General features: G+C 37.6%; 22 protein-coding genes and 1 tRNA gene. 10 read left to right on the top strand and 13 right to left on the bottom strand.

Annotation, left to right across the window (positions count from 1 at the left end):
• Positions 1 to 70: 70 nt before the first annotated feature.
• The 9 genes from KO495_RS11745 to lolB form a co-directional block, all read right to left on the bottom strand.
• Positions 71 to 147 (bottom strand) — tRNA-Met (locus KO495_RS11745).
• Positions 148 to 364: 217 nt separating this feature from the next.
• Positions 365 to 706 carry a DUF3718 domain-containing protein gene (locus tag KO495_RS11740; RefSeq protein WP_215980600.1) on the bottom strand — a complete coding sequence of 114 codons (342 nt, stop codon included), beginning with the start codon at positions 704 to 706 and terminating at the stop codon, positions 365 to 367.
• 193 nt (positions 707 to 899) lie between these two features.
• Positions 900 to 1,991, bottom strand: a complete 1,092-nt coding sequence (gene ychF / locus KO495_RS11735) for a redox-regulated ATPase YchF (protein WP_215980599.1) — start codon at positions 1,989 to 1,991, stop codon at positions 900 to 902.
• A gap of 136 nt (positions 1,992 to 2,127) precedes the next feature.
• Positions 2,128 to 2,712 carry an aminoacyl-tRNA hydrolase gene (gene pth / locus KO495_RS11730; protein WP_215980598.1) on the bottom strand — a complete coding sequence of 195 codons (585 nt, stop codon included), beginning with the start codon at positions 2,710 to 2,712 and terminating at the stop codon, positions 2,128 to 2,130.
• Between the two features lie 33 nt (positions 2,713 to 2,745).
• On the bottom strand, positions 2,746 to 3,360 hold the full coding sequence (locus KO495_RS11725; protein WP_215980597.1) for a 50S ribosomal protein L25/general stress protein Ctc: 615 nt from the start codon (positions 3,358 to 3,360) through the stop codon (positions 2,746 to 2,748).
• 469 nt (positions 3,361 to 3,829) lie between these two features.
• The gene (locus tag KO495_RS11720; RefSeq protein WP_215980596.1) at positions 3,830 to 4,981 is read right to left on the bottom strand and encodes a DUF418 domain-containing protein; all 1,152 of its coding nucleotides are present in this window, start codon (positions 4,979 to 4,981) and stop codon (positions 3,830 to 3,832) included.
• Positions 4,982 to 5,281: 300 nt separating this feature from the next.
• Positions 5,282 to 6,226 (bottom strand): ribose-phosphate pyrophosphokinase, encoded by a 945-nt coding sequence (locus KO495_RS11715; protein WP_215980653.1) that lies wholly within the window; start codon positions 6,224 to 6,226, stop codon positions 5,282 to 5,284.
• 144 nt (positions 6,227 to 6,370) lie between these two features.
• Complete coding sequence (gene ispE / locus KO495_RS11710; RefSeq protein WP_215980595.1) at positions 6,371 to 7,279, bottom strand: 4-(cytidine 5'-diphospho)-2-C-methyl-D-erythritol kinase; 909 nt, start codon at positions 7,277 to 7,279, stop codon at positions 6,371 to 6,373.
• A 37-nt stretch (positions 7,280 to 7,316) separates the two neighbouring features.
• Positions 7,317 to 8,018, bottom strand: coding sequence for a lipoprotein insertase outer membrane protein LolB (lolB, locus tag KO495_RS11705; protein ID WP_215980594.1), 702 nt, complete (start codon positions 8,016 to 8,018; stop codon positions 7,317 to 7,319).
• A gap of 357 nt (positions 8,019 to 8,375) precedes the next feature.
• On the opposite strand from lolB, the gene hemA reads away from it, so the two are divergent.
• The 6 genes from hemA to kdsA all read left to right on the top strand — a co-directional run bounded on the left by hemA (position 8,376) and on the right by kdsA (position 14,250).
• Positions 8,376 to 9,644, top strand: coding sequence for a glutamyl-tRNA reductase (gene hemA / locus KO495_RS11700; RefSeq protein ID WP_215980593.1), 1,269 nt, complete (start codon positions 8,376 to 8,378; stop codon positions 9,642 to 9,644).
• Positions 9,645 to 9,748: 104 nt separating this feature from the next.
• Complete coding sequence (gene prfA, locus KO495_RS11695) at positions 9,749 to 10,837, top strand: peptide chain release factor 1 (RefSeq protein ID WP_215980592.1); 1,089 nt, start codon at positions 9,749 to 9,751, stop codon at positions 10,835 to 10,837.
• 14 nt (positions 10,838 to 10,851) lie between these two features.
• Positions 10,852 to 11,712, top strand: coding sequence for a peptide chain release factor N(5)-glutamine methyltransferase (prmC, locus tag KO495_RS11690; protein ID WP_215980591.1), 861 nt, complete (start codon positions 10,852 to 10,854; stop codon positions 11,710 to 11,712).
• A 238-nt stretch (positions 11,713 to 11,950) separates the two neighbouring features.
• Positions 11,951 to 12,316, top strand: a complete 366-nt coding sequence (locus KO495_RS11685; RefSeq protein WP_215980590.1) for a SirB2 family protein — start codon at positions 11,951 to 11,953, stop codon at positions 12,314 to 12,316.
• Positions 12,317 to 12,335: 19 nt separating this feature from the next.
• A complete protein-coding gene (locus KO495_RS11680) occupies positions 12,336 to 13,187 on the top strand; it encodes a tetratricopeptide repeat protein (RefSeq protein ID WP_215980589.1) in 852 nt (283 codons plus the stop codon).
• Positions 13,188 to 13,407: 220 nt separating this feature from the next.
• On the top strand, positions 13,408 to 14,250 hold the full coding sequence (gene kdsA / locus KO495_RS11675) for a 3-deoxy-8-phosphooctulonate synthase (RefSeq protein WP_215980588.1): 843 nt from the start codon (positions 13,408 to 13,410) through the stop codon (positions 14,248 to 14,250).
• 82 nt (positions 14,251 to 14,332) lie between these two features.
• Here the strand turns inward: kdsA and KO495_RS11670 are convergent, their stop codons facing one another.
• Complete coding sequence (locus KO495_RS11670; RefSeq protein ID WP_215980587.1) at positions 14,333 to 14,611, bottom strand: hypothetical protein; 279 nt, start codon at positions 14,609 to 14,611, stop codon at positions 14,333 to 14,335.
• Positions 14,612 to 14,926: 315 nt separating this feature from the next.
• Here KO495_RS11670 and KO495_RS11665 point away from each other — a divergent pair, with 315 nt between their 5' ends.
• The 4 genes from KO495_RS11665 to rlmM are packed head-to-tail and all read left to right on the top strand — an operon-like array spanning position 14,927 to position 18,045.
• Complete coding sequence (locus tag KO495_RS11665; protein ID WP_215980586.1) at positions 14,927 to 15,859, top strand: transcriptional regulator GcvA; 933 nt, start codon at positions 14,927 to 14,929, stop codon at positions 15,857 to 15,859.
• On the top strand, positions 15,859 to 16,536 hold the full coding sequence (locus KO495_RS11660; RefSeq protein WP_215980585.1) for an alpha/beta family hydrolase: 678 nt from the start codon (positions 15,859 to 15,861) through the stop codon (positions 16,534 to 16,536). Before KO495_RS11665 ends, KO495_RS11660 begins: the two co-directional genes overlap by 1 nt.
• A complete protein-coding gene (locus tag KO495_RS11655) occupies positions 16,523 to 16,936 on the top strand; it encodes a DUF423 domain-containing protein (RefSeq protein WP_215980584.1) in 414 nt (137 codons plus the stop codon). The genes KO495_RS11660 and KO495_RS11655 overlap by 14 nt, the downstream gene beginning before the upstream one ends.
• Positions 16,933 to 18,045 (top strand): 23S rRNA (cytidine(2498)-2'-O)-methyltransferase RlmM, encoded by a 1,113-nt coding sequence (gene rlmM / locus KO495_RS11650; RefSeq protein ID WP_215980583.1) that lies wholly within the window; start codon positions 16,933 to 16,935, stop codon positions 18,043 to 18,045. The genes KO495_RS11655 and rlmM overlap by 4 nt, the downstream gene beginning before the upstream one ends.
• Positions 18,046 to 18,196: 151 nt before the next feature.
• On the opposite strand, the gene KO495_RS11645 is transcribed toward rlmM, so the two are convergent.
• The 3 genes from KO495_RS11645 to xni form a co-directional block, all read right to left on the bottom strand.
• Positions 18,197 to 19,204 (bottom strand): isocitrate dehydrogenase, encoded by a 1,008-nt coding sequence (locus KO495_RS11645; protein WP_215980582.1) that lies wholly within the window; start codon positions 19,202 to 19,204, stop codon positions 18,197 to 18,199.
• Between the two features lie 420 nt (positions 19,205 to 19,624).
• The gene (locus tag KO495_RS11640; RefSeq protein ID WP_215980581.1) at positions 19,625 to 20,029 is read right to left on the bottom strand and encodes a DUF3192 domain-containing protein; all 405 of its coding nucleotides are present in this window, start codon (positions 20,027 to 20,029) and stop codon (positions 19,625 to 19,627) included.
• Positions 20,030 to 20,061: 32 nt separating this feature from the next.
• The gene (xni, locus tag KO495_RS11635) at positions 20,062 to 20,934 is read right to left on the bottom strand and encodes a flap endonuclease Xni (RefSeq protein ID WP_215980580.1); all 873 of its coding nucleotides are present in this window, start codon (positions 20,932 to 20,934) and stop codon (positions 20,062 to 20,064) included.
• Between the last annotated feature and the right edge of the window lie 3 nt (positions 20,935 to 20,937).

Below are 20,937 nucleotides of genomic sequence, written 5' to 3'. Positions count from 1 at the left end.
CCAATTCCGCCAAACCCGCATTACATTCAAACTTTTAAAGAGGTTTGAACTCTTTCTACTAAAAGTAGAATGGTGGCTACACCGGGATTTGAACCTGGGACCCCATCATTATGAGTGATGTGCTCTAACCAGCTGAGCTATGTAGCCTTACCAACCTGCTCTGCAGCAAGTGGCGCGTATTATGCTAATCTGCTTGGCTTACGTCAACCGTTTTTTTCGAAATTATTGTACTTTTTAATTGTTTGATTATTGCTTGTGCGATTTGGCGTATAACTACGCAATATTAAAGTAAAAACGCCTTAGTCTCATAATAAGAGTAAGGCGTTACTTTTACAGTGTGTTTTAGTTGTGTTAATTACGTTAGTTATCTTTCTTTTGCTTCTTCTGATAAATGAGCGGAGTATTTCGCCAGGTTTTCTATTTCAGGTTTAACGGTTTTTGCTGGTAACTTACCTATTATAAATTCACCTACTTCAAGTGCGTTAGACTTAGCAGCAAATATGAGTAAGTTGTCACCATTACACTCTAAGCCATCATATATATTGCGAATCTTTAATTTATTCTCTTTAAGAAATGAACGTAAACGGCTTTTATCATTGGCTTGAACATACTCACAAATACGTAATGACATACTTGTTGCCTGAGCTGGAGCTGACATCAATGATGCTGTGATGACTGCGACTGATAATAAAGTAATTGTTTTCATTGTTGTGCCTTATTTTTATGAGTTACGTTATGTAAACATTTAAAGTGTAGACCATTATTTTTTTAAAGATAAACTCAAATGAACAGTTTTATCACTTAGACTTTTATTAAACAGGAGGGCAAAAGGTGAGATTAGCAGATACAAAAAAGCTCATCATAAGATGAGCTTTGAAATGGATTACTTGTGGAAGTATTTAAACGTTAAATCGGAAATGAACCACATCGCCATCTTTTACACGGTAATCTTTACCTTCTAAGCGCCATTTACCTGCTTCTTTCGCACCAGACTCACCGTTAAATTCGATGAAGTCGTCAAAAGCAACAACTTCAGCACGGATGAAGCCTTTTTCAAAATCAGTATGAATAACGCCTGCAGCTTGTGGCGCAGTTGCGTTTTGTTTTACTGTCCAAGCGCGTACTTCTTTAACGCCAGCGGTAAAGTAGGTTTGTAAGTTTAATAAACCGTAACCTGAGTTAATAACACGGTTCAGGCCCGGCTCTTCTAAGCCCATTTCTGCCATAAATTCAACGCGGTCTTCATCATCCATTTCAGACAATTCACCTTCAATTTCAGCACAAACTGCAACAACAACAGCGCCTTCTTTATCAGCAATGGCTTGTACTACATCAAGAAATGGGTTGTTTTCAAATCCGTCATCATTAACGTTAGCAATGTACATGGTGGGCTTAATCGTTAAAAAGTTAAGATAAGCCACCGCTGCTTTTTCTTCTTTAGATAACTCTAAAGAGCGGATCATATTGCCATCTTCAACATGCTTTAAAATTTTCTCTAAAACAGGGATTTCAAACTTAGCGTCTTTATCGCCACCTTTAGCGCGTTTAGCTTGACGTTGAATAGCGCGCTCAGCAGTATCCATATCAGAAAGTGCTAGCTCAGTATTAATGACATCAATATCGTCAGCAGGGTCAATTTTATTCGCAACATGAATAATGTTGTCATTTTCAAAACAGCGAACTACGTGACCAATAGCGTCGGTCTCGCGAATGTTAGCTAAAAACTTATTGCCTAAACCTTCACCTTTTGATGCACCAGCAACTAAACCTGCAATATCAACAAACTCCATCGTGGTTGCTAAAACACGCTCAGGTTTAACGATAGCAGTTAATTGATCTAATCTTGGATCTGGTACAGGTACTACGCCAGTATTAGGCTCAATCGTACAAAAAGGGAAGTTGGCAGCTTCAATGCCCGCTTTAGTGAGTGCGTTAAATAATGTTGACTTACCAACGTTGGGTAAACCAACGATACCGCATTTGAATCCCATAACTTTTACCTGCTTATGTTAACGTGAAGTGTAATGTTGTAATAATAGCTGTTGTGGGGTGATGTAATGTTAAGTTGTCTTAGTGTATGAGATATTAATAAGTCATTTATTAATATAAGACGACTAACGTTGTAAATTACTCACCTTTAAAACTGTGCAAACGTTGTTGTGCTTTAACTAGGCCATCTTTTTGCCAAATGTCAAAGCAACGACTTGCTTCATCTATTGCTGCATCTATTAGTGCTTGTTCTGTTTGAGGTGCTTTACCTAAAACATGCCCCGTAACTTTATCTCTATGGCCAGGATGGCCGATACCGATACGTAAGCGAAAAAATTCTTTGTTGTTTGCCATGCGTGCAACAATGTCTTTCAAACCATTGTGTCCACCATGACCGCCGCCTTGTTTAATTTTTACTGTGCCGGGATCCATATCGAGTTCATCATGGGCTATTAGCATTTCTTCGACATTAATACGGAAAAAGTTGGCTAAAGGAGCAACAGCTTGACCACTGCGATTCATGAATGTTGTCGGGATGAGTAAATGAACAAGGTCATTACCAATGAGGCCCTTACCATATAAGCCAGCATATTTTTTTTCAGGGCGAAGTGCAATATTATGGCGCTGTGCTAGTTCTTCTACAAACCAAACACCTGCGTTATGGCGGGTTTTTGTATATTCGGGGCCAGGATTACCTAGCCCCGCAATTAATTTAATAGTCATTATTTATAATAAAGTTATAAATTGATAATACTATTATTCAGCTGCAGCTTCTTCTTCTTCTTCGTCACTTGCTTTGCCTTTAGGAGCATTAGCAGTAACAACAGCTAGATCGTGAGCTTCGCCTTTTGCTAACTCATCAGAAGTAACGCCCGCTGGGAATGTAACGTCTGATAAATGCAATGTTTGACCAAGAGTAAGGTTAGCTAAGTCAACTTCGATGAACTCAGGTAAATCTTTTGGTAAACAAGTGATAGCAATTTCATTTACGTGGTGAGAAATGTTAGCACCAGTTTTAGCTGCAACATCTTCGTTAATGAAGTGAATTGGAGCGTTTGCTTGTACTTTATGAGCAGCATCGATACGCAAGAAATCTAAATGCATAACAACTTGCTTATACGGGTGACGTTGCATGTCTTTAATTAAACACTCAACTGGCTTACCAGCAATGTTTAATGTTAAAACTTGTGAGTAGAATGCTTCTTCTTGTTGAGCACGGAAAACGTTTTTGTGCTCTAAAGTTAAAGATACTGGCTCTTGGCCTTCACCGTAAAGGATTGCAGGAACTTTGTTCGCGTGACGTAGGCGGCGGCTCGCACCTTTCCCTAAATCAGTACGTACTTCAGCTTCTAAAGTTAATAAATCAGTCATTTTTAATACTCTTTCTTAGTGTTAAGTTTAAAACTTAAAAATTAATTCTTGTTTTTTGCGACCAAAAACAAGGAGGTATGCCTTATATTTAACAACCTAATTAGATTGTGAGCTAATAGGCTAGATAAAAAAGGCGCGAAATATTAACACTTAAGTTGCACAAAAGCTATGCATAATTTAATTGAGGGTTATTAATATAGTGATCTTTTTACCCTGTGCTATTAATACGGCACCATTAATAGTCTTATTACCTGACCTCGGGATAATAAGTTCATTGAAAACTGCTATTTTCACCACTAACCGTGTTGGACTGATTTGCAATAGACCTGCTATTGATACCTAAGTACGCCTTACTAGCGCTGAAAGTTCTCAGCACGAGAAGGAAGTCTGAATTATTGTTTTTAATATGAGTATGTTATTAATTCTCTCAACCCGAGTTCAAGTTACCTAAAGGTAGTGACTAATTGATTTAATGGTGGGCATTTTTATTTTTGTACATTCGCTTATATAAACTGTGCTGGCAAGCTTTACGCCAAAGGTACTCTAACGGCCCTTGCTTAAAGTACTGTAAGTAGTAATGTGCAATAAGTATTTGAATTAAAGTAAAGCCACAGGCTATCAGGACATAATCGACTCTTTGAGCGCTCAGGTGAAAGCCCTGATGCCAAAATCGCAATAGCATCGCCATAGCGATAGATTGCAAAATATATAAACTAAAAGCGACTTTGCCAACATTAGATAATACGGCAATAATTTTGTTTTTATGATGACTTAGCTTAATGACAATATGAGCATAGATAAGCGCGACAAATATTGCTGAAGTGCTTGCTAAAATTGAAGATGTTTCATCAGTTAGTGCTGGAGAGTTAAGTAAAATGATAAAATCTATACAGATAAGGCTCAAAGCTGCGAGTGAAATAATAAACAGTTGTGATTGAGTAAATCCTCTTTTGAAGAAGCCAATACGATATAAAAAAGCGCCTAGCATCATCAAACCTGTAACCTGCCAATAAATAAACAAAGGTGAGGTTAATACAATAGAAATAGCAATTCCCCCTTGTATCCATAGTTGATTAAAGTAACCACTAAACCATAATTGATATAATTCATTATATTCTGTGGAGGCTCTGAGCATGGTTTGTTCATCGAGAAAGAAAACCAAAACTAATGTGGTAGCAAGGGCTAAAGCGGCACCTATGCTTAAAAATAAATAAGCTTTACGACGAAGCTTTTTGAGGGGGAGGTTAAGGGAGTTCAGTATAGATAAAGCACATACACTATAGAGCAATAGAATATCACCACCAAAAATAAAGATTCCATGCACTAGACCAAACAGCATTAACCAGTTCATTCGTATGGTTAAAAACGCTTTTGGTGAATATTTTTTCTTCTTATAGGCGTGGTGTTGTATGGCTAGGCCAGCACCAAATAATAAACAAAAAAGTGTTCTAAAGCGGCCGTCAATAAAAACACTATTCAATGCTTCAATTATAGTATCGGTAAACGGCTTAGGTGTTAGCTCGCCGTATCCCGTTATGATTGAACCATGAAAATATATGTTCATAAAAAGAATACCGAGAATCGCTACACCGCGTAATGCATCAATAGACTGGAGTCGCATTTATCATCCTTGTTGATTAGCCTACTTAACCAATATATTTTGCTAGGCTGGTAAGTTAAGTTACCGAAAATTTCACTTTTTATTGTATTTTATTTTATTGGTCACATGCATGATTATTTTGCTTAATAAATGTGAGCCTTTGTAAGTATCTGTTCATTACTAACCATTGCTGCTGGTAATTACTACAACTTGTTGATTTTCAACTAAGGTTATCGCTAAATAGCGGCAATAAAAAAGCAGCCACGAGGCTGCTTTATATAAACGGTTTGGTTTAAATAATGATTAACTAATTAAGCATTACTAATCAAACATTGCCGAGATAGACTCTTCGTTGCTTACACGACGAATAGCTTCACTCAACATACCGCTAAGTGTTAATTGACGAACCATTTTCAGCTCTTTAATTGCTGGCGATAATGGGATTGAGTCAGTAACAACCACTTCATCAATAACAGAGTTTCTTAGGTTTTCTGCAGCATTACCTGATAATACAGGGTGAGTAGCATAAGCAATTACGCGCTTAGCGCCATGTGCTTTTAACGCTTCTGCCGCTTTTGCTAATGTGCCACCAGTATCAATCATATCATCAACAATAATACAATCACGACCTTCAACATCACCAATAATATGCATTACTTGTGCAACATTCGCTTTAGGGCGACGTTTATCAATAATAGCAAGGTCGGCATCATCAAGTAGTTTAGCTACCGCACGTGCGCGAACAACACCACCAATATCAGGAGAAACCACTACAGGGTTGTCTAATTCACGGTTTTGCATGTCGTCTAATAAAATTGGCGTACCAAAAGCATTATCAACAGGCACATCAAAAAAGCCTTGAATTTGTTCAGCGTGTAAATCAACCGTTAATACACGGTCAACACCAACGCTTGATAAAAAGTCTGCAACTACTTTTGCGGTAATTGGCACACGAGCACTACGTACACGTCTGTCTTGACGAGCGTAACCAAAATAAGGAATAACAGCAGTAATTCTGCCAGCTGATGCGCGACGCAATGCGTCAATCATCACAATTAATTCCATTAAGTTATTGTTGGTTGGAGCACACGTTGATTGAATAATAAAAACATCAGCACCACGGACGTTTTCATTAATTTCAACACTTATTTCACCATCACTAAAACTACCTACTTTAGCATCACCTAAAGGCATATAAAGGCGATTAGCAATTTTCTTGGCCAGTTCAGGGGTGGCATTACCCGCAAAAATCTTCATGTCAGGCACGGTCAGTTCCTCAGAAACTTTTGACATTAATATGATACTTGTAGAGTTAACAGGAGCGTTTTCTCATTAAGCGGTAAAACTACTTTTAATCGTTAGACTAGTAAAAGCACTAATGAGTAAAAATAGCTAATAGTTCTAAAATTTTTAATTGTTCGTCTTCAGTTTTTCAATAGTGAAGCATAATGGAGATTTATTAACTCCTCTGGCAACAAAAGAGGCTACGTTTTCAGGTAGCTTAGCTTGCAACGCACAGGCTTCATTATAACTGGAAAAGCGCGAAAAAATACAAGCGCCAGTTCCAGTCATTCTGGACGGTGCGTATTCTATCAACCAAGCCAGTAGCTTGGCAACCTCGCTATAGCTATTTATTACAACATCTTGACAATCATTATGGTACGGCGGGCAAAATAAATCGTGGCTAAAATCGTTTAACTGTTGATTATTAACGGGCAATCTTTGCGTATCACGTGTTAATTTTTCATGAGTAAAAACGCTTTGGGTTGATATGCTGCACGCAGGTTTAGTAATTAAATACCAACACTCTTGTGGTAATGCAGGACTAAGTTGCTCACCAATGCCTTGAGCGAATGCGGCAAAGCCGTGAATAAAAATAGGGACATCGGCACCTAAACTTAGTCCTAAGGTCGCTAGCTCCTTCGTTGATAAACCACATTGCCATAATAAATTGAGCGCAACTAATATTGTTGCCGCGTTAGAGGAACCACCACCTAAGCCGCCACCCATGGGTAATATTTTATTAAGGCTAATTTGTGCGCCATATTGAGATTTACTGGTTGCTTTTAATAACTTCGCCGCTTTTATGATCAGGTTGTCTTCGTTTTTTACGCCTATTATTGGCGTGAGCAAATCAATTTGTTCACTTTCGGTAGCGGTAATGCTTAAGGTATCGCCATAATCAAGAAATTGAAATAAGGTTTCAAGCTCGTGATAGCCATTATCACGGCGACCGACAATGTGTAAAAATAAGTTGATTTTAGCCGGAGACGGAAAATCAATTGGCGTATTTAAATAAGAAGAATGAGCTAGTGTCATAGGATTACAGTAATATTATTTTGTGGTTATGTTGGGTTTAATTTTTTAAATCAAGGCGTTGGCTTTGCTCGGTATTTAATTGCCAGTCTTTAATTGACAACTTAATTAATAAGTCACCTTTGGTAATAGTGAGCTTAGTCGCTAATAAATGGTTACCAAATTTTTTATAATTACCGTAACTTATTTCCCATAAACTTTGATCATAGGTGCTGGTTAGCTTACTGGGTAGTTGCGTTGCGTTATCATAACTGATGATGTCATTTTCTTGATAGGGTAGGCCCTTTACCCAAGAATTTAAGGCAACAATAGGAAGGGTAAGCCTAGTTAAAGAATATATCAGTAGTTGTAAGTTTGTGTCGTAATAGGTTTTACCGTCAAAGGTAAGTGCGTGAAGCCCTTCTTTAGAGGTCAATTGGAGAACATTAATGCCTAAATAACTGGTTAAGTTTAATGCTTGCGTACGGTTATCTTCGTTCACTTGCCAAGATAAAGTAGCGCTATTGCGCTCATCTTTTTCAATAAAGGCTATTTTACCACTAATTTGCCATTGTGTGACCTGCGTTAATAATAAAGTGCGATCGGTTGCACTATTATAAACTGAGGTCGCTTGAGACGATTGCTCACTTTTATCCGTTAACGTGCTACAACCTGACAAAGATAAAAGTAACAATGCAGGGAGTAAGAATGAATTACGTATTAGTGAGTGGCTTCTTTGCAGAGTAGCTAAAGAAAATCCCATGTTATGATTTTTAAATGGGAGAGTTAAATAAGGCATCATCAAGAATTTTCTATAATTTAACAAATAATATAGAGACATTGGAACATAGCTATTTATGCAATTCAATATAAAGGCGTAGCGGTATTGTAAATAGAGATGTAACAACGCTAACAGGCATAATTACTTACCTTATTGAAATAAAATGAGTAATAAGTGAGCTAAATAGAGATAATTAAGCCACTTTTATTGTAGGTCTTTTATTTCAGATCATATTTATATCGTCAATATTGAGTTATACTAGCACAATCAATTAACGCTTTTCTTGTCGACATAGCGTGTTGTTAACTATTTGTCCTGATAAAATGTAGGTTTGTTACTTTGTCCATAGTTGCTGTTGGAATAAATCATAAAACTGCCCCGGTAGCGGTCAGAGAGAAAATATCTTTTAATCCAGATAAACTCTCTGTTGCCCTGCGTGAAATGTTAAATGCCGTGCAATGTCGCGAAGTAGCAATATTATCTACTTGTAATAGAACCGAACTTTATTTAGTACAAGATGGTGACTTTAACGCGACCCAAGAGCGTATTATTCAATGGTTAGAACACTTTCATAACGTTCCTGCTTCTACTATTCTCCCAAGCTTATATTGGCATAAAGACCAACAAGCCGTTAATCACATGATGCGCGTTGCTTGTGGGCTTGACTCACTTGTTTTAGGTGAACCGCAAATATTAGGGCAAATGAAACAAGCATACAGCCAAGCAAAATCAGCAGGCTCTATGTCATTAGTGATGGATAGGCTTTTCCAGCGCACTTTTGGTGTTGCTAAGCAAGTACGCACTGAAACTGAAATTGGTGCCAGTGCGGTGTCAGTAGCTTTTGCCTCTGTTAACTTAGCGAAACACATTTTTGCAAGTCTTGATAAAGCCAGAGTACTTTTAGTTGGTGCAGGCGAAACCATAGAATTAGTGGCGAAACACCTTTATGAAAACAATGTGGGTAAAATTACCGTTGCTAATAGAACGATAGCACGTGCCGAAGGTATGGCTAATAAAATTGGTGCAGATGTTATTACCTTAGCGCAAATTCCTGAACATATTTGTGATGCCGATATTGTGATTAGTTCAACAGGCTCAACACTACCTTTAATTGGTAAAGGTATGGTTGAACAAGCCTTGTTAAAGCGTAAGCATAAACCTATTTTTATGGTTGATTTAGCGGTGCCACGTGATATAGAAGAACAAGTATCTGAGCTTGAAGATGTTTTTCTTTATACTGTTGATGACTTACAAAGCATTATTGCAAAAAACATTGAAAATCGTCGTAAAGCTGCAGTACAAGCCGAAAGCATTGTTAATGATCAATCTGACAATTTTATGTCATGGTTACGCGGCTTAAACACCCAAGATACCGTGATTAGTTATCGAAAACAGTGTTTAGATGAACGTGATATTTTGTTAGAAAAGGCCTTGATTCAACTTAAAAGTGGTAAAAATTCAGAAGCGGTTGTTGCTGAATTAGCGACTAAGTTAACCAATAAGTTTATGCATGCCCCAACCAGTGCGCTTCAAACTGCAGCACAAGGCGGAAAGTTAGATAAGCTACTTTATTTACGTGATATTTTTGATATTGAGCCGCTCGACTAACGCTTATTCGTATAATTTTATAATCCCTCATTTTAACGCATCATATTACTGTGTTAGAATAGCGCCAATTTAGTTTTTTCTCATTTTAAAATAAGATTACTTTAATGAAACCGTCAGTTTATCAAAAGCTTGAAGCGTTAGTTGAACGCTTTGAGGAAGTGCAAGCTCTATTATCCGACCCTGAAACAATTGCTGATCAAGACAAGTTTCGTGCGTTATCTCAAGAATTTAAACAATTAGATGAAGTGACATCGGTTTTTAAATCGTATCAAAGCGCTGAAGAAAATTTCGCTACAGCGGAAATGATGCTAAAAGATGATGATCCTGATATGCGTGAAATGGCGCAAGATGAATATAAAGAAGCAAAGCAAGCGGTTAGTAGCTTAGCAGACGACTTACAAATATTATTATTACCTCGTGACCCTAATGACGATAACAACTGTTTTGTTGAGATTCGCGCTGGTGCTGGTGGTGATGAAGCGGCTATTTTTGCGGGTGATTTATTTAGAATGTACAGCCGATATGCTGAAAAGCAAGGTTGGAAAATCGAGGTGATGAATACCAATGAAAGTGAGCAGGGCGGCTATAAAGAATTGATTATGAAGGTAAACGGTGAAGGTGTTTATGGTCATATGAAATTTGAGTCAGGTGGTCACCGTGTACAACGTGTTCCTGAAACTGAATCACAAGGGCGTGTTCATACATCGGCTTGTACCGTTGTGGTTATGCCTGAAATTCCTGAGTCTGAAGCAATTGAAATCAACAAAGCCGATTTAAAAGTTGATACTTTCCGAGCGTCAGGTGCTGGTGGTCAGCACGTTAACAAAACAGACTCGGCTATTCGTATTACCCATATTCCAACAGGCGTTGTTGTTGAGTGTCAAGATCAACGTTCTCAACATAAAAACCGTGCGCAAGCTATGTCGGTATTACAAGCTCGTTTACAACAAGCAGAAGATGAAAAGCGTCGCAGTGAAGAAGAGTCATCACGTCGTAACTTAGTTGCTAGTGGCGATCGCTCTGAGCGTATTCGTACCTATAACTTCCCACAAGGAAGAATGAGCGATCATCGTATCAACTTAACGCTTTATCGCTTAAACGAAGTGATGGAAGGTAATCTTCAGTTAGTTATGGAGCCTATTATGCTCGAAAACCAAGCTGATTTACTTGCTGAGCTTGCCGAGCAAAACTAACCTGAAGGTTGTTTGTGATTTTATCGATTGAACACCTAATAGAGCATGGTCGAGCACAACTCGATTCATGCTCTGATAGCGCTAAACTTGATGCGCAACTGCTGTTATGTTTTGTGCTTGAAAAAGAACGCAGCTATTTATTAACTTGGCCTGACAAAATATTAAGCCAAGCACAATCTTCCCAATACCTTGAATTATTAGCACGGCGTATTAATGGCGAACCTATCGCCTATATTGTTGGCGTGAAAGAGTTTTGGTCATTACCTTTTTTTGTCTCTCCTGCAACTTTAATCCCTCGCCCTGACACTGAAATTCTTATTGAATTAGTGTTAACCCATTATGGTGAAAAACAAAACTTAAACTGTTTAGATTTAGGTACGGGAACCGGAGCTATTGCATTAGCGTTAGCATCAGAGTTACCAAGTTGGCATATTGATGCGATAGATTTTAGCTTTGACGCGGTTGCGTTAGCAAAACGTAACGCTAAAGCATTAGCGCTTTCACAGGTTAATATTTACCAAAGTGACTGGTTTAGTAAAGTATCGCAAAGCACTCCTTTTGAGATCATAGTATCCAACCCGCCTTATATTGACGGTAATGATGAAAACCTCAGTGTTGGTGATGTGCGCTTTGAACCTAAGTCTGCGTTGGTGGCAAATGAACAAGGGTTAGGTGATATTGCTGATATCACGGCTAAAGCCGTTAATTATTTAGTACCTAATGGTGCGTTATTTTTTGAGCATGGTTTTGAGCAGGGTGAGGCTGTACGTAATATCTTACGAACGGCTGGTTTTAACGGCATTGAAACGGTGAAAGACTTAAATGGCCACGATAGGATTACCTGGGGAAAGCTCAGTATTACCAGTAAAATATAACTCAGTTCACTGATGTTAAAGTCTTTTAATTTTGCCATAACCACGCACTGATATAACATTAAGTACTATCAGTTAAACTGTTACATAGTTATACAGTTTAGCCAAATAAAGTAGGTAAACTTTACGCCGATTTACTAAATAAAACTAAAAATTACCGCTTGGTTTATCACTTCATAGGGAAAAACTAAGCCGATAAAAATATCTCCATCAAAAGAAAACTATTAAAGAGGGTACCCCATTGAAACATTTACATATGACACTCGCCGCAATTAGCGTACTGTTGTTCGCTTATCGTTTTTTATTGCTATTTATTAATCCGGATAAATTAAATAAAAAGTGGCTTAAAATTTCACCTCATGTTGTTGACACTTTGTTACTCAGTGTGGGTGTCGCATTAGCGATAAAGCTGCATTTTAACCCAATGGAACAAATGTGGTTAGCTGAAAAGCTACTCGCTATGGTTGCTTACATTTTTACCGCTTATTACACGCTTAAATTAGCACGTAATAAAGCAATGCGTGTCTTAGGTTTCTTAGGTGCTATTGGCTGGGTAATGTTAATAGTTCGTTTAGCGATGACTAGAGAAGCATTATTTTTTACCTAAATGAGTAAATAAAGTTGTTATGAATGAATTGTTAATTTCAGAAATAAAATCTGAAGATAAAGAGCTATTACAAAAACTTATTCTCATTGAAGAAGCTGTTTTTGGTGAGCAAGTACATCAACAAAGTCGTTCATCAGTACAAGAGTTAGCAACCTCAAGTACTGATGCGTCACTTGATGTACTAGAAACTATTATTGATCAATGTGTTGCGGTAATTAATGAAATTGAATCGCCGTTAGAGCGCGCCGAATGTTTGCTAAATGAATTATATTTTCAGCATTTATTTATTGATTATGCTCAAGCTTCTTGGCCCTTAAGTGCTTATCATATCGCTAAAGGGCTGAAACAGCGTTTAATGTCGCCTATCGTAAAAGCGGCTATTGTCGCAGAAATTATTACTGCTTGTGGCTTTGATACTGACTTGGTGTTTGTACCAAATAAAATTATGGTGCGCTTATGCTGCGATGAACAATACGCGATTATTTTTGATGCAGTGACGGGAGAATCCCTTGATTGGACCGAGCTTGATCATCGTTTAGATGACTTATCTGGCGACCCTGGTGACGACAACTTAAAATCAGTAAATGATAAAATAGCTATTGTTGAATACCTAATCTCATTAAAAAGTGCACTAATTCGTGAGCAAGCCTTTGATAAAGCGTTGACATGTATTGATATTATTTTAGGGCTAAACCCTGATGATCCTATTCTGCGCAGAGACCGAGGTTTTCTTTTACATCAACTTGATTGTTTCAAAGTTGCTGTAGATGATTACCGCTATTTTGTTGAGCAGTGTCCACAAGATCCAGCCGCTAAGATATTAAAAATTCAACTTGAAAAAATAGACGTACAAAATAATACGTTTCATTAATTTGTACGGAAAATGTTAAGGTAAGTTTATGCAAAACCCTGTGTTAGCTAGTACACCATTGATCACTAATGATGCTGTCGTATTGGGCTTATTAGCACTAATACTCGGTTTTGTATTTTTTTACTTCAAATAGTAAAAATACCTTATGTAAACGTTTCTATAAATACGTACCAGCACTTTACATCAGCATTAACAGCCCTAAGGAAGTTTAGGAAATATTATGACAATTACATCTGTAAAAATAAAAAATATCGACGTAGCAAATAATAAACCGTTTGTTTTGTTTGGTGGTATGAACGTATTAGAATCGCGTGATTTAGCAATGACCATTGCTGAACATTATGTAGAGGTTACTCAAAAGTTGGGTATTCCCTATGTTTTTAAAGCCTCTTTTGATAAAGCGAATCGCTCATCGGTAAACTCTTATCGTGGCCCTGGTCTTGATGAAGGTTTAAAGATATTTGAAGAAATAAAAAACACCTTTAATGTTCCTATTATCACCGATGTACATGAGCCGTATCAGGCACAGCCAGTTAGTGAGGTGGTTGATGTTATACAACTACCAGCTTTTTTAGCACGTCAAACTGATCTCGTCGTTGCTATGGCTAAAACAGGGGCAATTATTAATGTTAAAAAACCTCAGTTTTTAGCGGCTCATGAAATGAAGCATATTATTACTAAGTTTGGTGAAGCGGGTAATGAAAATATTATTTTATGTGAACGTGGTAGTTGCTATGGTTACAATAACTTAGTGGTTGATATGTTAGCCATGGATGAAATGAAAAACTATGCCCCAGTTATTTTTGATGCGACACACGCTTTACAAAAACCTGGCGGACGAGCTGATAGTGCTGATGGTCGTCGTGCACAAGCAGCACAATTAGCTCGTAGTGGTATGGCTATTGGTATTGCTGGATTGTTTATTGAGGCGCACCCTGATCCGTCACAAGCGCGCTGTGATGGCCCTTGTGCGTTACCGTTAGATAAGTTAGCCCCATATTTAGCGCAAATGAAAGCAATTGATGATTTAGTTAAAGGTTTTGAGCCGTTAATTACAGGTTAATATTTGTAATAGTTACAGGTAATAACTAAAAAAGGAGACTTATAAGTCTCCTTTTTTGATGTTAGTATCAGATGTTACACTATTAATCCGCTGCAATTTCATTGCTGGTAATATTCATTGTCTTATTACGTTTAAGTTTCTGCTTTTTAATAGCAAAGCTATTATTTTCAACTTGCTGAGTGTAGTCTGTATCTAGCTTGATTGTTGCAAGTGATGATGCGACCGCTTCGTTAATAAGGTGTATGCTTGTTGGCTTAGTTGGCTCAGCTTTAACACGTTCAGTGGTTGGTACTGCTGCTATTGCACTTGTACTAAATATAAGGCCAGTGAGTAATGTAAGTAATGCGTTAGTTTTTTTCATGATATATGTTGTCCAGTAATTAACCTAATAATAAAACACGTTGTTTAGGTAGATTTCTTAGGACCTTTTCTCTGGCATAGCCCTTTGAAAGAAATACAGCGTATGGGTTGGGAGCACACACTATACTTAACTTTCAAAGAATGTTGAGATGATGTCCTTCATCTACAAGGTGTATATTACGTAAACAACACTAAAAATAAAAATGACTTAATTTAATGTTATTCATTAGAAAAACTAATGTAAAATTGATATGCTGTATTTCTAATTATTTATGCATTTATAATTGTAAATTCCTTGTTAATTTATAGGTGAATCTTGGCTAATAGACTACCGCCACTCAACGCATTGCGAGCATTTGAAGCCTCTGCAAGGCAATTAAGCTTTACGCGAGCTGCTGAAGAATTATTTGTGACGCAAGCTGCAATTAGTCATCAAATAAAAGCTTTGGAAGAGCATTTAGGCATTAAATTGTTTATGCGAAAAAACCGCTCACTGTTATTAACAGAAGAGGGACAATCATATTATCTCGACATTAAAGATATTTTTAATTCACTACATGAAGCAACAGAGCGTTTATTAGTGCGTGGCGCTAAAGGTGCCATCACCGTTAGTTCACAAGCAAGCTTTGCTATTCAATGGTTAGTACCACGCTTAAGTGCTTTTAATGCCTTACACGGTGATATTGATGTGCGAATTAAAGCGGTTGACCAAGCTGAAAACTCACTAACCGAAGATGTCGATATCGCCATTTATTATGGAAGGGGCAGCTGGCCCAATATTTATGCAGAAAAACTTCATACTGAATATTTAATTCCCGTGTGCTCCCCATTATTACTGCAAGAAAACGCCGCCAACGGTAAGCCGCCACTACTTACCTTAGAGGACTTATCTCATCATACCTTATTGCATGATACATCGCGTAAAGGCTGGAAACGTTGGTTTAAACAAGTAAACGTTAAAGGCGGTAATGTTAACCATGGGCCAATCTTTAGTCATTCAACTATGGTGTTGCAGGCTGCACTATATGGCCAAGGTGTTGCCTTGGCTTACAGCGTATTGGCCAAGCCAGATATTGATGCAGGACGTTTAGTTTGTCCGTTTAATGATGTTTTAGTCAGTAAAAACTCTTACTTTATTGTTTGTCGAGAAGCGCAAAAAGATAATGGTAAAATAGCGGCTTTTAGACAGTGGATGCTTGACATGGTACGTGCAGAGCAAGAACAAATAACTGACGGACAAATTAATTAATGGATACGTTATCTATAGAAGTGAGCAGCGAAGAAAATACCGTTGATGGGGCTATTGCCAATGTTATTTTTGCTCATGGTGCTGGCGCTGATATGCATCATGAGTTTATGGTTGAAATGACACGTTTACTTAACCTAGCAAAAGTTAATGTATTACGCTTTAACTTTCCTTTTATGGATAAGCGTATTGCAACAGGGAAACGTTACCCTCCCGATAGAATGCCAATATTACTTGCGTGCTACCAAGATGTTATTGATAGGTTTCTGCAAAGTTCATGCGCTCAAGATTTACCGCTTTTTATTGGCGGTAAATCTATGGGCTCCCGTGTTGCATGTACATTGGCTACTAATGTAGAGAATAAAGCTAAATTTTTAGGGGTTTTCTGTTTAGGCTATCCTTTTCATCCAGCGAAAAAGCCTGAAAAGTTACGCTTAGAGCCATTAATTGAAGGAAAATTACCTGTATTGATTATACAAGGTGATAGAGACACTCTTGGTAGTCAAAGTGAAGTCATAAGCTATAACTTACCTGAGCACTGCCAAAGTGTTTTTTTAGCCGATGGTGATCACAGTTTAAAGCCACGAGTAAAGTCAGGTTTTAGCTATCAACATCATTTGCAAACAGCAGTAGATACACTCGTTACTTTTATTTTGGAACACAGCTATGTCTGCAAGTAATCATAACAATATCACCAATAATCATATTTTAATGCGCTCGATGATGATTTTTGTTGGTATCAGTGGTTGTTTTTCTGTACTATTCGGCGCTTGGTTAGCCCACGGTGGGCAAAGCTTAGCAAGTAATGTGCAGTCAAGTTTATCTACAGCACTGCAATATCAATTATTTCATACAATTACCTTACTTGTATGTCTGGTATGGGCGAAAATAAAACCGCCTTCTAAACCTGTTATCATCGCTTGTATTTGCTTTTTATTAGGCATTTTGTGTTTTAGTTGCACTATTTATATTAAATTAATTTTTGAAGTACCCTTATTAGGTAAGTTAACGCCTATTGGTGGTATGTCATTTGCGCTAGCGTGGTTAATGCTAGCGTTAGAAGGTAAGAATAACTTATGACCTCCATTGTATTATTTTGTCGCCCAGGCTTTGAGAAAGAGTGTGGCGCTGAAGTCCAAGAAAAAGCTGCTTGGAATGAAATCTACGGCTATTTAGAGCTAAAAAAGAATCAAGGCATTGTTCTTTTTCATCTACATGAAAGTGAACACGGTGAAGTTTTGATGAATAAAGTACCATTGAAGCGCCTTATTTTTGCTCGCCAATGGTTTGTTACGGTTACCGATATAATTGATTTACCTGACTATAATCGAGTAGAAGCGATCACTGAAGCTTTAGGTAATGAGTGGCAATATACCGATTTACGAATGGAAATGACAGATACTAATGATGGCAAAGAATTAAGTAAATTTTGTCGTAAGCTCTCTGTGCCGCTTCGCCAAGCATTACGAAAGAATAAGGTATTAACCGAAAAATCAAAAGCTACTGAGCAAGTTGATGACGACGGCGCTATTTTACATGCGCTTTTCTTTAGTGGTCAGCAAGTGATCTTAGGTTTCTCTTTAACGAGAAATAGCTCTCCTCATATCATGGGGATTCCTCGATTAAAGTTTCCAAGCCTTGCGCCAAGTCGCTCAACTTTAAAACTTGATGAAGCATTTCTTTATTTTATTCCTCGTGAAGAATGGGATACCCGTTTAACATCGGGTATGAATGCGGTTGATTTAGGCTCCGCACCAGGCGGTTGGACTTATCAACTCGTTCGCCGAGGTATGATGGTTACTGCGATTGATAACGGGCCAATGGCTGAGTCGCTAATGGAAACCGGGCAGGTTAAGCATAAAATGATGGATGGCTTTAAATACCTTCCTCAAAAGCAAAACGTATATTGGCTAGTTTGTGACATGATTGAAAAACCACAGCGTGTTGCTAAGTTAATGAGTGAATGGTTATTACATGGCTATTGTAAAGAGGCAATGTTTAACTTAAAGCTACCAATGAAAGGGCGCTACCAGCAGGTATCCGAAGACTTACAAGCAATTAAAGATGCTTTTAATAAGCATAACGTCAAATACGAGTTATACGCTAAGCATTTATATTATGACCGTGAAGAAATCACCGTACACGCAAGATTACTATCACCGGCACCACTAATTGCAGTTGATCTATAGTTTTTGTATTAGTTGCTGATTCACTCAACGGTATTATCTGGATAACTAATCCATAAATAAGCTATAAAAAAACGAGTAATAAATATTATATTTATTACTCGTTTTGATTTTAAAGAGTCACTGTTTTTTCTATAAGGGTAATATAAATAGATTACAGTCTTTCAAGTAAAGCTTCAGTAAAGTCAGTTGTACCGTGCGTACCACCTAAGTCACCAGTTGTTCTATCACCTGATGCAATAACATCAGTAATGGCTGCTTTGATCTTTTGTGCTTTATCACTCATTCCTAAATATTCAAGCATTTGAATGGCAGCAAGAATAACAGACGTTGGGTTTGCTAAGTTTTTACCTGCAATATCTGGCGCACTCCCGTGAACAGCTTCAAAAATAGCACAATCTTCGCCAATGTTAGCACCTGGCGCCATACCTAAGCCGCCAACAAGGCCAGCACATAAGTCAGAAAGAATATCACCAAAAAGGTTAGTGGTTACAATAACGTCAAACTGCTCAGGGTTCATAACTAACTGCATACAGCAATTATCAACAATCATTTCACTTGATTCAATGTCAGGGTAGCGCTGTGCAACTTCGCGAGCAACTTTTAAGAATAAACCAGAGGTCGATTTTAAAATATTTGCTTTATGTACCGCGGTAACTTTTTTACGGCCTTCTTTACGTGCTGTTTCATAAGCAAATGTTAATATTTTTTCAGCACCTTCACGGGTAATAATACTTTTTGCTTCAGCTTCATTACCGTCTTCACTGGTGATTTGGCCTGCGCCAGAGTACATACCTTGAGTGTTTTCACGCACGGTTAAAATGTCAATGTTTTCGTAACGAGCTTTGGTACCTTTAAATGAAATAACAGGGCGTAAATTTGCGTATAACTTAAATTGTTTACGTAACGTTACATTGATTGAGGTAAAACCTTCGCCAACAGGAGTCGTTAAAGGGCCTTTAAGGGTCACTTTATTTTTAGCAATTAACTCAAGCGTTTCACTTGGCACTAATTCTCCGTGCTTTTCAAGCGCAGTTAGACCAGCATCTGCAAACTCATAGTCAAAATTACATCCTGCTTTATCTAACACCTTAATGGTTGCTTCGATAATACTTGGGCCAATGCCGTCGCCAGGGATAACTGTGATGGTCTGTTTAGTCATTAAATTCACCTTAATTGTGAGTTATAAGTAATCGATACTTATTTGTGTAAAGCTGATCTCTTTTGAGGTTGCATCTATTGGTTAGTGGGGAATTTCAGTTAGCGATGAGGTTTGTGCTTTAGGCAACTAACGACATTTAATACATCTTGCTATGGTGAAAATTAACTCACGATTATGAATGCAATATTGAAGCGTGATCAACCTTAGTATTTTATAGATAGAAAACACTTTCAATCGACTCAAGTTTTTAAGTCGTATAAAAGTGTTTTGTTAGTTGTTTTATACCATGTAAACTTTCTGTTTTCGAGCTTGAAAGTTTACATGGGTTAAGTCATGGCATGGTGCTGCTAATGCTTTCGACTCTATACTGTTATAGTAGAATCATTCAATTGGGCTAGCAAGGTGACTTTAGTCTAAGCGCTAAGTACTTTGCTGATAAGGCGTGATTATTTTCCAATTGTCGGGGTAGTTATTACCTAAACCTATTTCTTTTAAAACACCATTAATAAATAGTAAGAAGGTACACTCATCTTGGGTGGTAATACCGTCAGACTTTACATGTTGAGTTCTATAAAACATTACCTGAAAACGGGTGTCGTCGATTTGCTTAGCTTCTGTAATATCGGGGCTACCAAGCTCTTCTAAAGCATGTTCAAAGGTAAATTCATTCAGCTTTATTTTAGCAATAAACTGTCGATTATAAGCCTCTCTGTCGTCCCACTTCATTTGGTCTGGGCTATCGTCATAGAAAATTACCACTAACATAACAAAGACAAAATATGCAGCTAGAGCAAGTACGATGCGTGTGATTACTTTTTTATTCATGTTGAAAATACCGTAGTGACATTGTTAGCTAGTTAAGCTGTTGGGGCGATTAAGGGAATAATATTAGCATTATTTTGTGCTGAAGTTGAAGGTGATGTTATGCGAATATCCTTAAGGTTGAAACCTAGAGGGATATCTTGTTGTAATGTTAGCAATTGGCGAGTTAACGTTATTTGTTCACTGCTTTCTTCGAGCTTCTTTTTAATCGTCGATTTTAAGTCGTCACTCATTAAAATATTTTTTAGTGAGCCGTATTCGTTAATTAAATTTGCGGCGGTTACTTGCCCAATACCTGCCACACCAGGTATTTTGTTGGTGTTATCACCAGTGAGCGTCCATAAATCCATTAACTGTGATGACTTTACATTAAACTTACTTTTAACATGAGTTTCATCTAGGTAACGACGGTTAAAGTAATCATAGACATGAATATTAGGGCTAAGTAGTGACAAAAAGCCTTTATCTGTTGAAATAATGGTGACTCTCTGACCATGCAACGCCATTTTAGTCGCTAATGTCGCAATAAGGTCGTCAGCTTCATCTTCGTCAGATGTTAGTGAATCAATACCTTCAGCCATAAAAGCATCTTGAATATGACTTAATTGATTGGCGAGTGATTCAGGCATTTTTTTTCTGCCTTTTTTGTAATCCGCATACAACTTATAGCGCCAACAAGGCTTTTGGCTGTCAAAAACCGCCAACCCATGGGTTGGGTTGTGTTCATTAATAATTTTATTTAAGGCCACCACACAGGCATTTTGAGTATTAAATAACACTTGTTGCTGAGTGTTATTTGATAACTCATCATTAGCACTGTTTTTAGTTAACATAAATGGCCGCTCTTGCACCGCATAAATACGACGAATTAAATTTAAAGCATCAATTAAGATTAAATGAGCGGACACCGA

The sequence above is a fragment of the Colwellia sp. D2M02 genome, assembly GCF_018860755.1.
Lineage (GTDB): Bacteria > Pseudomonadota > Gammaproteobacteria > Enterobacterales > Alteromonadaceae > Colwellia > Colwellia asteriadis.
The sequence above is the reverse complement of the archived record's forward strand: the minus strand, read 5'-3'. Positions and strand labels throughout refer to the sequence as shown.

What these genes read in the sequence shown, in the direction of transcription:
- KO495_RS11740 (WP_215980600.1), bottom strand. Translation starts at nt 706, where the DNA reads ATGAAAACAATTACTTTATTATCAGTCGCAGTCATCACAGCATCATTG.
- ychF (WP_215980599.1), bottom strand. Translation starts at nt 1,991, where the DNA reads ATGGGATTCAAATGCGGTATCGTTGGTTTACCCAACGTTGGTAAGTCA.
- pth (WP_215980598.1), bottom strand. Translation starts at nt 2,712, where the DNA reads ATGACTATTAAATTAATTGCGGGGCTAGGTAATCCTGGCCCCGAATAT.
- KO495_RS11725 (WP_215980597.1), bottom strand. Translation starts at nt 3,360, where the DNA reads ATGACTGATTTATTAACTTTAGAAGCTGAAGTACGTACTGATTTAGGG.
- KO495_RS11720 (WP_215980596.1), bottom strand. Translation starts at nt 4,981, where the DNA reads ATGCGACTCCAGTCTATTGATGCATTACGCGGTGTAGCGATTCTCGGT.
- ispE (WP_215980595.1), bottom strand. Translation starts at nt 7,279, where the DNA reads ATGACACTAGCTCATTCTTCTTATTTAAATACGCCAATTGATTTTCCG.
- lolB (WP_215980594.1), bottom strand. Translation starts at nt 8,018, where the DNA reads ATGGGATTTTCTTTAGCTACTCTGCAAAGAAGCCACTCACTAATACGT.
- prfA (WP_215980592.1), top strand. Translation starts at nt 9,749, where the DNA reads ATGAAACCGTCAGTTTATCAAAAGCTTGAAGCGTTAGTTGAACGCTTT.
- KO495_RS11680 (WP_215980589.1), top strand. Translation starts at nt 12,336, where the DNA reads ATGAATGAATTGTTAATTTCAGAAATAAAATCTGAAGATAAAGAGCTA.
- kdsA (WP_215980588.1), top strand. Translation starts at nt 13,408, where the DNA reads ATGACAATTACATCTGTAAAAATAAAAAATATCGACGTAGCAAATAAT.
- KO495_RS11670 (WP_215980587.1), bottom strand. Translation starts at nt 14,611, where the DNA reads ATGAAAAAAACTAACGCATTACTTACATTACTCACTGGCCTTATATTT.
- KO495_RS11660 (WP_215980585.1), top strand. Translation starts at nt 15,859, where the DNA reads ATGGATACGTTATCTATAGAAGTGAGCAGCGAAGAAAATACCGTTGAT.
- KO495_RS11655 (WP_215980584.1), top strand. Translation starts at nt 16,523, where the DNA reads ATGTCTGCAAGTAATCATAACAATATCACCAATAATCATATTTTAATG.
- rlmM (WP_215980583.1), top strand. Translation starts at nt 16,933, where the DNA reads ATGACCTCCATTGTATTATTTTGTCGCCCAGGCTTTGAGAAAGAGTGT.
- KO495_RS11645 (WP_215980582.1), bottom strand. Translation starts at nt 19,204, where the DNA reads ATGACTAAACAGACCATCACAGTTATCCCTGGCGACGGCATTGGCCCA.
- KO495_RS11640 (WP_215980581.1), bottom strand. Translation starts at nt 20,029, where the DNA reads ATGAATAAAAAAGTAATCACACGCATCGTACTTGCTCTAGCTGCATAT.